This window comes from Dyella sp. (genome assembly GCF_035508675.1).
Taxonomy (GTDB): Bacteria; Pseudomonadota; Gammaproteobacteria; order Xanthomonadales; family Rhodanobacteraceae; genus Dyella_B.
The window spans coordinates 1-15,888 of sequence record NZ_DATJMN010000381.1; the positions used below are offsets into that span (position 1 = coordinate 1).

11 protein-coding genes and 1 pseudogene are annotated in these 15,888 nt (G+C 62.2%); 4 read left to right on the forward strand and 8 right to left on the reverse strand.

The features are described from left to right. Together VMA74_RS20330 and VMA74_RS20335 are read left to right on the forward strand one after the other, a co-directional pair. Positions 1-538, forward strand: a 538-nt coding sequence (locus VMA74_RS20330; protein WP_325370333.1) for a mechanosensitive ion channel family protein, incomplete at its 5' end; no start/stop codon positions are given. Position 539: 1 nt separating this feature from the next. Then, the gene (locus VMA74_RS20335) at positions 540-1,376 is read left to right on the forward strand and encodes a polyphosphate kinase 2 family protein (RefSeq protein WP_325370335.1); all 837 of its coding nucleotides are present in this window, start codon (positions 540-542) and stop codon (positions 1,374-1,376) included. Positions 1,377-1,424: 48 nt separating this feature from the next. On the opposite strand, the gene VMA74_RS20340 is transcribed toward VMA74_RS20335, so the two are convergent. Further along, positions 1,425-1,877 (reverse strand): hypothetical protein, encoded by a 453-nt coding sequence (locus VMA74_RS20340; protein WP_325370337.1) that lies wholly within the window; start codon positions 1,875-1,877, stop codon positions 1,425-1,427. A gap of 263 nt (positions 1,878-2,140) precedes the next feature. Between VMA74_RS20340 and VMA74_RS20345 the strand changes: the two genes are divergently transcribed. Further along, a complete protein-coding gene (locus VMA74_RS20345) occupies positions 2,141-2,476 on the forward strand; it encodes a hypothetical protein (protein WP_325370339.1) in 336 nt (111 codons plus the stop codon). A gap of 1 nt (position 2,477) precedes the next feature. Here the strand turns inward: VMA74_RS20345 and VMA74_RS20350 are convergent, their stop codons facing one another. The 7 genes from VMA74_RS20350 to VMA74_RS20380 form a co-directional block, all read right to left on the reverse strand. Further along, on the reverse strand, positions 2,478-3,887 hold the full coding sequence (locus VMA74_RS20350) for a 6-phospho-beta-glucosidase (RefSeq protein WP_414649647.1): 1,410 nt from the start codon (positions 3,885-3,887) through the stop codon (positions 2,478-2,480). Further along, on the reverse strand, positions 3,877-4,806 hold the full coding sequence (locus VMA74_RS20355) for a carbohydrate kinase family protein (RefSeq protein ID WP_325370343.1): 930 nt from the start codon (positions 4,804-4,806) through the stop codon (positions 3,877-3,879). The genes VMA74_RS20350 and VMA74_RS20355 overlap by 11 nt, the downstream gene beginning before the upstream one ends. After that, positions 4,803-6,167 carry an APC family permease gene (locus tag VMA74_RS20360; RefSeq protein WP_325370352.1) on the reverse strand — a complete coding sequence of 455 codons (1,365 nt, stop codon included), beginning with the start codon at positions 6,165-6,167 and terminating at the stop codon, positions 4,803-4,805. The genes VMA74_RS20355 and VMA74_RS20360 overlap by 4 nt, the downstream gene beginning before the upstream one ends. Positions 6,168-6,241: 74 nt before the next feature. After that, on the reverse strand, positions 6,242-8,125 hold the full coding sequence (locus tag VMA74_RS20365) for a beta-galactosidase (protein WP_325370345.1): 1,884 nt from the start codon (positions 8,123-8,125) through the stop codon (positions 6,242-6,244). A gap of 234 nt (positions 8,126-8,359) precedes the next feature. Continuing rightward, entirely contained in the window at positions 8,360-11,329 is a 2,970-nt protein-coding gene (locus tag VMA74_RS20370; RefSeq protein ID WP_325370347.1) for a TonB-dependent receptor, read from the reverse strand. Between the two features lie 755 nt (positions 11,330-12,084). Next, complete coding sequence (locus tag VMA74_RS20375; protein WP_325370349.1) at positions 12,085-13,446, reverse strand: cytochrome-c peroxidase; 1,362 nt, start codon at positions 13,444-13,446, stop codon at positions 12,085-12,087. A gap of 251 nt (positions 13,447-13,697) precedes the next feature. Next, the gene (locus VMA74_RS20380) at positions 13,698-15,434 is read right to left on the reverse strand and encodes an alkaline phosphatase family protein (RefSeq protein WP_325370351.1); all 1,737 of its coding nucleotides are present in this window, start codon (positions 15,432-15,434) and stop codon (positions 13,698-13,700) included. A 233-nt stretch (positions 15,435-15,667) separates the two neighbouring features. Here VMA74_RS20380 and VMA74_RS20385 point away from each other — a divergent pair. Next, positions 15,668-15,888, forward strand: a pseudogene (locus tag VMA74_RS20385) (hypothetical protein); the annotation flags it as partial.

The following is a 15,888-nucleotide window of genomic DNA, read 5'->3' on the forward strand; positions in this document are numbered from 1 at the left end:
GAGCACGCTGGCGGACGTCTTCTCCGGGCTGGCAATCAATGTCGAGCGCTCTTTTGCGGCAGGCGACTGGATCGCCACGAAAGATGGCGTGGAAGGCCAGATCATCGAAATCAACTGGCGTGTGGCGCGCATCCGGACCGGCTGCAACGACCTGGTGGTGATCCCCAACAGTCTGGTCGCCAAGACGATCGTCACCAACCACTCCCGCCTCAGCACGCCGCATATCGGCACGGTTCGCCTGGGCATTCATCACGGCGTGGCACCGGCCCGGGTCATCGAGATCCTGAAACATGCCGCGGACAACGTCGAAAGCATGGCGGCCGATACCACGCCTTCGGCATATGCCTGCGCGTTTGACGACACCATGGTGACGTATGAATTGGATTTTGCCGTGAGCGACTTCACCGTGCTGGCCGAGGTGCAATCGCGCGTGATCCAGCAGGTTTTGGCGGGGCTCCAGGCGGCGGGTATCGCGGTTGGCCGCCCCGTCACCGACATTCGGGTATGGTGCGATGCCATCGCCGGCCGGGAGCACTGACATGGGTTATCGTGAGGAATTCATCCTGCAGCCAGGTTCCAGGCTGCATCTGGCGCGTATCGATCCATCCTGCAAAGGCAAGCACGAGTCGTCCGAGAAGGCGGCACCGGTGATTGCCGAATCGCTGGCGCGCATGCGGGCATTGCAATACCTGCTCTATGCGGATGCGAGCCAGTCGCTGCTCATCGTGCTGCAAGGTCTGGACGCTGCCGGCAAGGACGGCGTCGTCCGCCATCTTTTTGCCGGCATGAATCCGCAGGGCACGCGGGTTGCCAGCTTCAAGCAGCCCAGCGCGGAAGAACATGCGCATGATTTTCTCTGGCGCGTGCATCGGCACACGCCAGCCCGCGGCGAGGTGGTCATTTACAACCGTTCGCACTACGAAGACGTACTGGTCGTGCGCGTCCACGCGCTGGCGCCGCGCGAGGTGTGGTCCAAGCGCTATGCGCTGATCAACGATTTCGAGCAGATGCTGGCGGAAAGCGGCACGCGCATCCTGAAGTTCTATCTGCACATCAGCCCCGAAGAGCAGCTCGAGCGTTTCAAGCGTCGGCTCGACGATCCGGCGCGGCAGTGGAAGATCAGCGAGAGCGATTATTCCGAGCGAACGCTGTGGCCCAAATATATCGAAGCCTACGAGGAAGCCATCGAGCGGACCAGCACCAAGCTGGCGCCATGGTTCGTGATCCCGGCCAACCACAAGTGGTTTCGCGATCTGGCCGTTTCGCAAATTGTCGCCGACACAATGAGCGACATGAAGCTGAAAACGCCACCGCCGCGTGTCGATCTGGCTGACATTCGCAAGAAATATCATGCGGCGGCGCGTGAGATGCGATGATCTCGCAGGCCGGTATGGAATCCGGCGCGGCACCAGCCAAGGATCGGTCTAGCCGTCCTGCTGGTTGATCACGATCGCGTCGTCTCGCAGTACATCCGCGGCGAGTGCCTCTCGCTCTTCGCGCCGTAACAGGCGGATGAGGGGGCGAACGATGGCGCGCGCCGCGTCCGCCAGTGCTTCGGATTGATCGCAGGCGCTCTGCACCAACTTTGCTTCGAGCTCCCGTTCTTTTTGCAAGCGCTCCACGCGCACGGCGCCCCAGGCATCGACGGTTTGTAAAAAGGGATCGAGCAACCGTTGTTGTTCGCGGCTTTGCTGCTGTACGGCAAGAGTGAGCTGCTGAAGCGACGCGCGCAATTCATCCATCCAGAATTTATTGCCGCTGCCCGCGCGAGACACAAGCCGGACCACCTCCCGCAGAGCATGGCGTACCTCGGTATGGCGTTGCATCACCGCTGCGCGAATGGCTTCGGCACCTGGTTTTTCGGGTATGGCGTTCATCGATATGCTTCCTGGCGGCCCTGTGCTGGCAAAACGAGCTGCTGGGCATGACTTTCCCAGATCCAGGACGCGGCATATTGACCTTGATCAAACCTGATAGGGCTTCGGCGTACATTTGCCGTCGTGGTTGCGGGCGTGCCTCGCCCGGCGCCAGCTCCGGCGGACGGTTGATGCATATCAATATCCGGCGGGCACTACGGGAGCATGTTCGGCCCAGGTTTTCAAACAGAAGCCAGGCGCGGCCGATATTGGAGGCATGAGCCATGTCGATCGTTACGGATATCATCTTCGTTGGCGTGGACGAATCGGACCTGCTGCTGAAGACCGTGAGCCGGCAAGTGGCACGGCTGGCATGGCGCCGCGAGGCCATTCGCGGGTGCCTGGTAATTATCAAGTCAAATCTTCAGCGCGCCCACGGCAGCGACCACGTAAGCGTGAGCATCCGATTGCTTATCAAAGAGCGTCCTTTGGTGACCCGTCATCTTTGCCAATCGGGTATTGGTGGCGATGACGCCAATGACGTGGTGGTGAACACGTTCGAGGCCATCATGGCGCGCATCGCCTGCAATACGGGGGCGCGAAAGCAGCAGGAGGCGTGATTCATCGATGCAGATGACCATGCATGTGGCCCTGGCAAAGACACTCTCCATCCGCATCGATCGTGCCGAACATGTTGTGCAGCAGCGCCTTGCTGGGGCTCCATTCGCCGATGGCCGGATGAATCAGCAGCGCCTTGCGCGCGGTCAGCCGGGTATTGCTCAGCGCAGCCTCGATCGCGGCGCGTTCGTAGGCTTTCACCGCATGCACCAGGCCGCGCACCGCGTCGGGCAGCGGCGCGATCGGTTCCGGTTCGATGGCATCCAGGCTGATGCGCGCAGAGGTTTCCACGATGTCGTTAGGCGGCAGGTCGGGCAGGGCGCCGCGATTGCGCGTGTTGACCACGATGGTGGCGGGCTTGGCGCCGGTCAGGGCGCTCATCACATCGATGGCGATGCGGTGGTAGCCGGTGGCCACGCGGAACGGGTCGACCTGCAGGCTCACATCCGGATCGAACGCCGAACCGCCTTCCGCTTCCAGTTTCATGTAAGAGCCGGAGCGCTGGTTGAGATAGGCTGCATAGGTCGCTACCGCGCCATCGCCGTCGCCGGCCTGCAGGCGGTTTTTCAAATTGTCGATCAGCACCTGATTCAACTGCTGGATTTCGGCGCCGCGGCTGCCGCCTTGCTGCAACTGGTTGTGCAGGGCGCGCCGCCGTTCGTAGTAGAAGAACAGGTATTCGGTGGGAATCAGCCGCAGCGAGCGGATCATGTTGAAATCGAACAGCGGCGCGAGATAGAGCTGGCGCAACAGGTCGTCGCTGGCCAGCAATTTGTCTATCACCTCTTCGCCGCGCACGCGCACGCCGCGCACCCAGCCCAGGTGGTTGAGGCCGACGTAGTCGCATTGCACATCGTCGAACGGTTCGCCCAGCGCCTTGGCGATGTTGTGGAACAGTTCGGTGGGCGTATCGCAGATGCCGACCATCTTCACGCGCGCATGATCGGTCACGGCCTGCGTGATCAATCCGGCAGGATTGGTGAAATTCACCAGCCAGGCATCCGGGCTCAGGCGTTCCACCAGGCGCGCCTGTTCCAGCGCCGCCGGCACGGTGCGCAAGGCCATGGCGACACCGGCCGGGCCGGTGGTTTCCTGCCCCGGATAGCCCTGTTCGATGGCCGCTTTCTCATCGGCCGCACGGCCGGCAATGCCGCCCACGCGGATGCTGTTGAGCACGAAGTGCGCGCCTTCGATCGCATCCTCGGCCGAGCTTGCTGCGCGCAAACGCAACGAACCGCCGGACTTGGCCACGATCGCCTTGCCCAGTGCCACCATCACCGCCAGGCGCTCCTGGTCGGGGTCGTACAGCACCATTTCCGCGGCGCCCAAGGCTTCGGTCGCTTCATCGACACCGAAGATCACCAGCGGTGCGCGTACACCTCCGCCACCGATCAGGGCGATCTTACGTTCCATAGGTTTGCTCATAGATGCTCCGTAACGACAAGGAATCGGGTAAACCTTCCAGCGCGCCGGCCCGCGTCGTGCACAGGGCGCCGCAAATGCATGCGCGCCGCAGGCAGTCTTCGGTCGACTCGCCGTTCAATACGCCATCGATAAAGCCGGCATCGAATGCATCGCCGGCGCCGGTCGTGTCCATCGCCTCGATGCGCGGTGGCGCCACATGCAGCAGCCGGCCGTTGACCACGGCGGCGGCGCCCGCCGCGCCCAGCTTGATCACGCCATGCGGCATGGCCATGGACACGATCCAGTCGCGGAATGCCTCGGCGCTGTCGCCGCCGCTCAACCGCTGGGCTTCGGCTTGGTTGGGGAAAAAGTAGTCGACTGCGCGGCAGGTCCATGCATTGGCCCGGTCGCCCAGCCAGTCCGGGCTGAAGCCGACGTCCAGCGACGTGGTGCATCCGGCCTTGCGCAACAGCGGAAACAGGCGCTTGGCCAGCTCCGCCGGCAGCGGCATGGCGAAATGCACATGGCGCGCAGCGATCAGCTCGGCCTGCACGGACGGCTCGTCCAGCACCTCGGCCAGGCGGCGATTGGCACCCAGGTAGGTATAGAACGAGCGGTCCTGCGCGGTGGATACGCTCACGGTCACGCCGGTGCCCAGCGGATCGGCGCGCAGGCCATCGGCCGACAAGGCAAAGCCGTGCAGGCGCGTTTCAAACCAGGCGCGATCGGTTTCGCCGATCAGCCCGATCAAGCGTACGCGATGCTGCAAGCGCGCCAACGCGCACGCGGTGTTGACCGCGCCGCCACCGAGTTCGCGCAGGTAATGCTCGGCGTGCACTTCCTCGCCGGGTGCGGGCCAGCGCTGAAAGCCGCTGAACACGTGGTCCGCGTAAATCTCGCCCACCACCACCACGTCCCAGCGTTTCATGGGCTCTGAAAAGGCCATGCCTTCTTTCTCCATGCGTCGATCGCGTAAATGAGCGTGCCGCCCACCATGGTCGCCACGCCGGCCAGGATGTGCCGCCATGGACTGGTGCAGACGATGTACAGCCAGCCGAGCACACTGATCAGCACCGGCAACGGATACAGCGGCATGCGGAACGTGTCGGGGCTGTACGGGGCGCGCCGGCGCAACAACACAATGGCAAGGCACTGCGCCATGTACTGGAACATGATCTGGATCACCATCAACGACGCGATCAGATCGTCCAGCGACAAGGTGCACGCCAGGGCCGAGGCGGCGCCGGTGAACAGCAGCGACACCGTGGGGAATCCGCCGCGCGGATGCAAGCGCGCAAACGCGCGGAAGAACTGGCCGGATGCCGCCGCGGCATACGGCACGCGCGAGTAGCCCAGCAACACCACCAGCGCCGATCCCCAGCTGGCCAGCAGGATCAGCAGCACCGCGGTGATGCTGCCGGTACGGCCGTAGATCGACTGCATGAAATCGGCCACCACCGCCTTGGATTGCGCCGCCTGTTGCCACGGCAGTACGCCGAGCACTGCGATGTTCAAGCCCATGTAGAGCAGGGCCACGATGGGAATGGACACCAGCACGGCCAGCGGAATCGTGCGCCGCGGCCGTTTGATCTCCCCGCCCAGCATGCACACGTTGTTGTAGCCGCCGTAGTCGTACACCGCGATCAGGCTGACGGCGCCCAGGCCGAGCCAGAACCCGTGTTTGGAATCGCCGCCCGCGTGCAGGAAACGGGCGGCCAGATGCACGTCGAAATGCAGCAGGCCGCTCAGCACGATCCACACGCTGGCGCCGATCACCACCACGCTCACCAGCAGCGAAAGACGTTGCACCGAATCCACCCGGCGATACAGCAGCGCGGTATTGACCAGGCACAGCACGGCCGCCGCCAGCATTTGGCCGTAATGGCCCAGGCCAGGAATCAGGAACGCCAGGTATTGCGCAAAGCCGACCGCGGCCGAGCCGATCGACAAAGGCGCGGTGAGCACGGTTTGCCAGAGATAGAGAAAACCGAATAGACGTCCAAGCCGTTCGCTGCCGTAGGCGCTGCGCAGGTAGTGGTAAGGGCCGCCGGATTCGGGAATGGTCGAGCCCAGCTCCGCCCACACCATGCCGTCGCACAGGCACAGCAGGGCGCCGGCCAGCCAGCCGACCAGCACCATCGGACCGGCCAGCGCCGATAAGGCCAACGGAATGGTGATGAACGGCCCGACGCCGATCATGTTCAGCAGGTTGGCCGAAAGCCCGCCCCAGAAGCCCATCACGCGTGGCGGGGCGGCGCTGGGCAATTCCTGGTTTTCCGGCGATGCCATGATCAGCGTTGGGTCGCCGTGGCCGGTGGCGATGGGCGCCGTGCTGGTTCGCGAAGAGTGCCCGAACAGATTCATCATGCCGTGCCCGTCAGGTTGTCAGCGCAGCGTACCGGCGCGGCATGCGTCTGATGCAGATCCAGGATCAGGATGCGGTTGTCACCCGCGGTCAGCCATTCGCTGGGGCAGTACAGGCATTGCTGCGGGCCGATGTGCCAGTAACGTCCCAGCAGATGGCCGTTGACCCATACATAGCCCTTGGTCCATGCGCGCATATCCACATACACGTCGCCCTGCTTCTGCGAACGCAGGCTGGCCTGGAAGAACAGGCCGGGGCGATCAGGCGAGGTGATGAGGGGTTTCAGGTTTGCGACAAAGGCGTCGTTCAACGGCAGCCCGTACACGTGCCAGTCGTAGATCGGCTTGCCATCCAAACGTACGCTGCCGACCAGCCCCTTGCGGTCGCCCAGTTGCGGGCCGAAATTGATGTGACCGAAGCTGTCGACGAGGATATCCAGCGTCATCTCGCCGCTGTCGAAGCTATGCGCCAGCGGCAACTCCGGCGACGAATGCAGCCGCGGATCGTGCACGCGCGAAATGCTGCCGCGCTCCATCTGGTCGACATGCACCACCGCGTAATCGCGCACGCCGTCGATGTGCAGCCGATGACCGCGTTCGAGCGTTTTGCGATATACCACCAAGCCCTGGTTCTGCCGCAGCAACTGTTCGTTGCCGGCCGGTGCATGGGTGGGCACCGGCGTGCTTGGCAGGTTGTCCCACAGCGATGCGAACACTATCGGCGTGACATCGGCGAACGAGCCTTTGGGGCAGGGCGGCGGCAGGGGCGATAATGCACCCGCGTTGGCACCGCCGATGATTTCGCGCAAGACGTGATAGGCCGGTGTCGCATCGCCGCGTTCGTCGATGGGTGCACCGTAGTCGTAACTGGTGATCACCGGCTGGAAGTTGGAGCCGTCGTCGCCCGCATTGGCGCCGGCAGTCAGGCCAAAGTTGGTGCCGCCATGCACCACATACAAGTTGAAGGAATAACCGCCGGCCATGATCTTGCGCAGCGCCTCGGCGCAATCCTTGTGCGCCATGTCATGCTCGCCCCAGTGCGTGAGCCAGCCGGGATACGCCTCGCCCACCCAGACCGGTGCGTGCGGCGCAAAGTGCTGGCCTTCGCGCAGTTGCGGCGGTTCGGCGCCATCCAGGCCGAGTACCGCGCCGGGCGGATACGCGTGCCGGCGCTTGAGATCGGGCAGCACGTCGGAAATGGAGAACGGTCCATCGATGCCGTGTGCTTTCCATGCATCGCGAATCGCTTCCAGATAGCCGACGTCGGCGGCAAACGAGGAATACTCGTTTTCCACCTGCAGCATCAGGATCGGACCGCCGGCAGCGGCCATCAGTGGCGCGATCTTCGGCGCGATGGCCGCGATATAGCGCTGCACGGCGGCCATGTAATCCGGATCGTGCCGGTCGCGCAGCTTGATGTTCCGGTCGCGCAACAGATAAGGCGGCAGGCCACCCATGTCCCATTCGCCGCATATGTACGGACCGGGACGCAGATACACCCACATGCCTTCCTGCTGGCACAGCGTGATGAATGCGGCGAAATCGCGGTTGCCGGTGGTGAAGTCGAACACGCCCGGCTCACGCTCCAGATCGTTCCACATGATGTACAACGCGATGGTATTGAGGCCCATCGCCTTGGCCATGCGGATGCGGTGCTGCCAATGCGACCTGGGAATGCGCGCGGGATGCATTTCGCCGCTGCGGATCTGGAAGCGCTCGCCATCCAATACAAAGTTGTGGTCGTGCAAGGCGAAGCGATGCGGCTTGCCGTCCGGGATCGGCGTCGCCACGCCGCGCGCCGGCGCAGCATCCGCGGCGAGCAGGTGGCGATCCAGTGCAAGCGCGGACAACAAAGTGAAGCGGATGAATTGGCGGCGTTTCATGTGCTCAAACTGCCATCCGTGGGTACGCGCAAGGCCAGGTCATAGCGCGGTGCCGTAGGTTGGCGGTGAGCGCATGCGAACCCCAACGGCGGGATGTGCATGGCAACGTTGGGGTTCGGCTGCGCCTCACCGCCAACCTACGCCGTCCAAGTCCGGAGCATTGCCCCAAACCCTTCCCCGCGAGCGGGGAAGGGTTTAGCGTTGCGCGACCCATGAAGCAAGCTGCCGATCGCATCAAAAGTTGTACTTCACAGTCAGCAACGACGTCATCCCCGTATCGACAATGTCGGAAATCGTCAGATTACGTTTCCCGATGTGCGCCCAATAACTGTAGTTGTCGGCCAGATTGGAAATGGAAAAATCCACCTGCAAGCCATTGTTGAAGGCGTAACCCGCATGCAGGTCCAATCGCTTGATCGGGCGTATCCACAAGTCGTCCCACGGCGCACCCTGGTTCAGGAAGTCGTAGTTCGACAGCCATGCGCTGGTGTAGTGATAGCTCAGGTTGAGCGAAAAGCCGTACTTCTCGTAGAACACTTCCGCGTTCGCCATGAAGTTCGGCGCGCTTTGCATGACTTCGTTCTGGAAGCCGGGTACGCCCAGATCCACCTTGGTGTTCTGGCGCGTGGCGTTGAAACCGACACCCAGCCCATCGAACGGAGAGGGCAGGAACTTGAATTTCTGGTGGGTATCCAACTCGACGCCGTAAACGCGGCCGTTACCGCCGTTTTCGGGAGTCTTATAGAACACCGTGCCGGTGCCGTTGGTATTGGAGTTGGCCTGCCCGCCGCCGGCATCGTAGATGTAGTGGCTCAAATGCTTGTAGAAGCCTGCCACTGACGCATAACCGCCGTTGTCGTTGCTCCATTGACCGGAAAAGTCGAGGTTGGTGGCCTCGATCGCTTTCAGGTTGGGATTGCCGCGCGTGATGGTGGTGATGCCATCGGAGGTGCTGATCGAGGAGCTGCTGCCCAATTGGTAAAGGGAAGGGCGTGTGTAGCTTTGCCACAGGGCGACGCGATAGATGCTGCCGTCGGTGGGCCGGTAATTCAGGAACACGCTGGGCAGCGGTTCGTTATAGACCGTGTGGTTGCTCTGGAAATAGCCGAGCAATTCGTTGCCCGAACTGTCCTGCGGCACCACCCAATAGGTGTTTTCGATACCGGTGTGCTCGAAACGCAAGCCGGGAATGATTTCCAGATTGCCGATGTTGAAGGTGGCCTTGGCGTAGATGGCACTGACTTCCTCCCGGCCGCGCAGAGTGTCGCAGTTGTAGTTGTTGGCGTAGAGATTGTCGCCGCAGGTATCCAGGTCGCTGTCCACCAGGTACTGCTGGATCAGGTTGGCCACGCCCGACTGGCTGACCTTGGGCGATTTCCAGTTGTACTGTCCAGGGAAAATCGCGTTCCAGTTACCGTTGAAGATGCCCAGGTCGCCCAACGTGGTCACGCCATCGTTGATGCCTGCGGTCGACCAGTCGCGATCGCTGAAATTGCGTACGCTATCGCTGAACTTGGCCCCGAACTGGATCGAGGACAGGCTGCCGTCGGTAAAGTCGTAGCGCGCATCGATCTTGGCGCCGCCCTTGCGCTGGCCGGAATAAATTTCGGTAAGTTCGCCGTTATCGTTGGCATACAGCGACGGGATGTTGTTGACCTGGGCCAGCAGCGCCGGCGTCAGCTGCGGATACGGAAAGCCGCCTGCACCGTAACTCATCAGCGTGCTGCCGCTGTAGGGGAAGTTGGTCTGCGAGTACTTGTCTTCGCGGCCGTCGATTTCCACATGGTTCGGGCGATCGTTGTCGCCGAAGCTGTAGAACACATTCGGCGAGATCGTCCAGCCCCCAACGGTCTTGTCGGCACCCCATTGGAAGGTCGCCAAATCGGCGATTTCCGGATTGGTTTCGAACCAGTAGCGCGCGGCAATGCGGCCGATGTTCGGTGTATATACGCCGCTGGTGCCGACTTGCTGATAGGTCACGTTTTGCGGAATCAGCTGGGTGAATGAGGTGTTTTCGGTGGTCTGCGCGTAGGCGTAGCTCATGCGCAGATAGGTGCTGAACGTATCGTCGATCTTCCAGTCGAATGAGAAATTGCCGCCATAGCGGCGCTCATAACCCGGCACCACGCCGACGTCCATGCCGGTGCTGGTGAGGTTGCTGGCCGGGTCATAGCCGGGAGCACTCTTGCCCGTGGCCGTAGTGTGCGCAAATTGCCAGGAGCCATCGTTATAAGCGCTGGTGGCAGCGGCCTCTTCGCTATTCACATACGTGCGATAGTCGTAATACGCGCTGGCATACACGCCAAATTGCTTCTCGCTGCCGAACTTGGTCTGGAAGTCGGCCGCGGCGCCACCACCCAGGCCGCTGTCGCCATAATCCCGCGCACGGCTTTCCATGCGCCCGCTGACCGAGACGCTGCCGCTCGTGTCCTTGGCGAAGTCGTACGCCGTCGGCGTACGAAAATCCACCGTGCCGCCGATCGCATCGCCATCCATATCCGCGGTGGAGGTTTTGTTCATCACGATGGTCTGCAGGCCCGAGGGCGGCAGCAGGCTCAATTGCACGCTGCGGCTGTACGGCATGCCTTGCGCCACGTCGACGCCGTTGATCATGTTGACGTCGTAATCGGCCGGCAGGCCACGCACCGTGGCGTAAACACCTTCGCCGCGCGCGGCACCATCGACGCCGGAGAAGTAACCCGAGCCGGTGTTCGTGACATTGACGCCGGGCAACAGGCCCAGCGCTTCGGCCACGTTGTGCACGGCGGTGTGCTGCAAACTCGCTGCCGACAGCACGTTGATGCTGTTGGGCGCGTCCATCTGCATGGTGGAGGCATCGTAGCGATTGGCCGCCACGATCAGGCCCTTGAGCTCGGCCACCTTCTTCAGACTTACGTTGACGGTGGCGGTACCGCTGCTGCCGACCGTCAACGGCGCATGTGCGGTGGCGAAACCCGATTGCGACACGGAAACGGTATAGCTGCCTGCCGGTACGTTGGCGAAAACGAAATTGCCTTCCTTGTCTGCGGTGGCGGTGTAGTGGGTGCCATCCAGCGCCACCCGCGCATTGGCCACCGGCTGCCCTGAATTATCCTGCTGTAAATGACCGTGTACGTCGGTCGCCAAGCTCGGCGTCGCTGCAAACGCAGCGATGATCGAGATGGCGGCCGCCAAATTCTTACGCTTTAAACCAGCCGTTTTCATTCGGGTTCTCCGACTAAGGATGCGACCGTCCGACGGGCTCTCCCCCCGCAGCGTTCGGCCTATATGTGTGAGTACGACGCGACGGTCACGGCCTGCGCTGCAAGCCGCTGGCGCGCCTGTCGATGGCGATCGAAAAGCACGATCAGCAGACCGGCAAGCGAGTCGTCAGGTCGATATCAAGTCGACAAAAGGGATGTTCAGGCGGCCGATGGCGGCGGCGAATAGCCGGCAATGCATTTGCCACGGGCGCGAAGCGCGCTTTTCTTGGCCTGATCGCGTACGGAAATGGATTTGCACTGTCCCTTGGCGGCACAGGCACGGGCGACCACTGCCCAGGCGCAGCCTGGTGAACTTTCAGTATGGGAACAGCGGTTCATGTAAATACCGTTCCTACCAAGCCCTATGAGCGACAGTGGTCCTAACGACGGGAGGGCTAAGCCTCATGATGATGTGTCTTCTTTCCCCGTTGGAAAAACACATCAGTCCATCTACTACACCAACCTATCATCCACATAGGCAATTAGGGTTTTACCCTTTGGTCGTACTGTAAGTCAACAAGTTTCGCGTCGAAAAAACGCTGGTATTTGGTGAAATCGTTCTCGGCGTATGGGTGGGGCACTGCAATATTGGTTTGGGCAGAAAATATCGGGTCGAAGCAGGGCCAAGACATTGTCATTACTGACTGGCATGGCCATTAAATGGTGTCTGATGACAAGCGGCCGCCGTAGGCTGGGATGAAATCCCAGCAAGCCGTGCTACAGGGTTCGCTTGCGCATGGATGACGTATAGCCATCGTCCAGCGTATGCAGGAACGCAATGATGTCCTGGATATCCTGCGGCGTCAGTGCCGGCGCATCGCCGGCGTGGCGGTCGAATGGTGCGTCGGTGATGTCCACGTTCTTTTGGTACGCCGCCGGGATGTCGTCGTACATCGCCAGCTTTCCGTTGCGATCGCGCGGATAGATCTTTTCTGGCGCCACGCTGCGTAAATTATAGAAGTCCAACACCTGCGCGAGGCTGTGATAAACACCGTTGTGGAAAAACACCGCGCGGCGGTCGACGTTGCGCAGGGTAGGGGTGAGGAACATGCCGCAATATTGGGTTTGATGGGCGAGATCCTTGCGGAACGGGCCGCACAAGCCCAGATCGAAAAAGTGCGGATCTTTGTTGAGCGTCAGATCAGGATTGCGCGGTACGCCCAGCGCTTCGTATTGCGTGTCGGTAAACAGCGGGGGCAGGCCATCGCGGCTAGGCTGGCTGATGTGGCAGGCAGCGCAATTGCCTTTTTTCGGATTGTTGAACAGCGCCAGCCCGCGCATTTCCTGCGGCGTCAGCCGGGCCTGACCTTGTAGCCAGGCGTCGTACTTGCTGGTGAAGGGGTGAAAGGAGCTGTCCTCCATTTCGAAGCGGCCGATCGCGAACATCGCTTCGTCGACGAGTTGCGGCCGGTCATGCAGGATGCCGGGGCCGAACAGTTGCGCGAACGATTGGCGATACGGGCTGTTCGCCAGTTTGCGGGCCACTTCATCGATGCTGGTGTTGGCCATTTCCACCGGATTGAGCATCGGGATGATGGCCTGGCGTTGCAGCGAATCGGCGCGGCCGTCCCAGAACAGACCACCTTGCGGCACCATCGGAACGGTGGCCGGTGCAGTGCCTGCCGATTTGCGTGCGCGCGGATCGTTGCGCGCGGATGCCGCGACGCTATTGAGGTTGACGGGCACGTCGACGTCGGCGGTATCGGGTCCGATGCTGAAAGGCATTTGCCGATATAGATAGGCAAGCGACAGCGGCGGGCGGAAGCCGGCTTCTTTCATATGTGCGCCGCCGGGCTGCACGGTAAGTGCATTGGGCGGGTTGTAGCCATGCTTGGGATCGTGACAGGAAGCGCAGGATTGCTTGCCCGAGCCCGACAGCATCGGGTCGAAGAACAATGCTTTGCCGAGCTGAGCGACCGCGCTCAGCGGCGCAACGGGCGGAAGCATCAAATGCACCGGGTGCGGGTTGATGCCGCTGGTATCCGCAGGCGAGGCGTGTTCGATGAAGGCGTAGCTGGCGGCGCAACTGAATGCGCCGATGGCGCAAAGGGCGAGTTTCAGTAAGCGGTTGCGCTGCATGGTGTTGGGATGCTTTGTGGGTGAGAGGAGGCGGGATGCAATCGTAGGCTGGGATGAAATCCCAGCATCGCCATGCAAAGCGAAGCTGGGATTTCATCCCAGCCTACGTGCTGCTTGCGGTCAGACGTCGTGGCAGCATTCGGCTACACGCTAAAGCATGTGCAACCCCACCCCAACCCTCCCCTGCTATCGCAGGGGAGGGGGCGGTCACCGCGAACAACGCGCTTCTTGTCACCTACCGTTTTTTTCCATCAAGAACGCCACGGCTTGCGCACCGGCGTGCCCTGGTCCGGATCAAGGAACAAGGTGCGCGCATGCTCATCGCCGACGTGGCGGTGGAAGTCGAACATGTCCATGATGCTGCCGGTGGTGGCATCGTTGGAACCTTCGCCGATGCGCTCGCCGTGCAGCCAGTTGTCTTCGATGAAGCGCACCACCGAGGCCTGCGTGATGCGGGTATCGTCGACGTAGTTCTCGCGTGCATACGGCGAGATGACCAGGAAGGGAACGCGCGTGCCGGGACCGCAGCGGCCATTGACCTTGCCGCCGTTCACGCCCACGCCCTGCTTGGCGTCCGGGCTGTTGCAGATGCCTGGGCCGTTGAGCTGGTCCGCACCCACCACCGAACCTTGCGGCGTGGTGCTGTCGAAGGACGAGGTGGTCGGCGCGGCGTAGCGGTGGTCGTACCAGCCGTCCGAGTCGTCGTAGGTGATGATCACGGCGGTGTTCTTCCAGTCTGGCTGGCGCTGCAGGAAGTTCAGCACCTTCACCACAAAGGCCTGCTCATCGAGCGGATCGGAATTGCCCGGGTGCGCATCGCCCACGGCGGGGGCCTTGAGGTAGCTCACCGACGGATAATTGCCCGATTCCACCGCCTTGAAGAAATCCTGCACGTCGTACTCGTGGTGCACCGGCGTGGCGCCGCCGTCCTTGTCGTCGGTATAGCCGATTTCCGCCAGCGAGGTCGGACGCGCATGCGTGGGGTTGGCGGTGGAGGCGTAATACTGGAACCAGTTGTGATGCGGGACGTAGTCGGTCTTGGTGGCGCCGAGCACGTTCGAATAGGTGCTGCGCGTGCAACCGGTGGAGCCGTTGGCATTGACCGCCGCCAGGTCGAAACCGCCCATGAAGCCGCCCCAGGTGATGTGGCGGGCATTGAGCAGGTCGCCGATGTTCTTCGACGTCATCATCACCGTGCTGGACGTCGACGAGCACATGTCATACGCCGGGTCGGTGTCGCCGATCAGGCTCAGGCCGCCCTGGCCGTCGGGAATGGTCGAGGCCGAGCCCAGCACCACCTTGGCGCCGTTGTTGGTGCCTGACACCACTTCGATGGCGCCGGGGGTCGATGGACCGTAGGTGTCGGTATAGGCGTTGTCGTCCATGGCAAAGTGCTGCGCGTAGTTCCACATCGCCGTCACGGTATTGCCGTCGAAGTAACCCATCACCAGGCCATGCGTGCCGAAGGTGCCGGTGCTGCTGACGGTGTTGTTGCCGGTGTACTTGGGAAAGAGGTCGGCCTTGCCGTTGTCGTAGGCCTGCTGTTCCGGCGTGTAGCTGTGGTTCTGGCCTTCGGTGTTGGCCTGGGTGCGATCCAGGCGGAACGGGTTGACCGCATTGACGCCGTTGGCCGGGTTGAGCGCGTTGGGGTTTTGCGTGAGCAGGTCGGGCGTCAGGCCGTCCACCTGCGGCGTCCAGGGCTTGGCCTTGAACGCGGGTTCACCGGGCGGATTCGCCGCCACCGGATAGGTGCCGAAGTAATGATCGAACGAACGGTTTTCGCCGAAGATCACCACCAGGTGCTTGATCGGCGTAGCGGTGGGCAGCGCGTCCTGCGGCGAGCGCCATGTGCCGGGCCACTGGAAATGCGCGTCATCCTGCTGGCCGGAGGGCGAATCGACCTGGGCGGAGGCGACCACGGCAAAGCCCATGACGACGGCGATCGACGCTGGCAGCCATGCTTTTCGTAAGGTGCGAAGACTGAACATGTAAAAACTCCTGAGATGGATACAACGACACAGGACTGACATCAGACCCGCTGCAGCGAATTCCCCCATGCCGAAGGGCGCAGCCCGTGGCATCGCGCGTATTGAACTACTTGAATATGAAGGTTCCGGGACAACCACCCGCCTGCCGCGCCGGCGTGTCTGCGCCGCGGTGAGCCCGGCGGGCTTCAGGCCGGCCCGCCGCCGGCCGATATGCCGGTCATATGAACCAGGTCATGCGCACATCCGTTCCATCCAGCCTGTTTGGCGCCTTGGCCGCCACCATCGCCCATGCGCACACGCTGGAGTCGCTGGCCCGGCCGCTGCTGGAACTGCTGCAATCGGCCACGGGGCTGGAATCGACCTACCTCACCCGGCTGGACGAGCAGGCGGGCATGCTGCAGGTCATGTACGCCCGCAATACCCATCGCCTGACGGTTCCGGAAGGTCTGTCGAC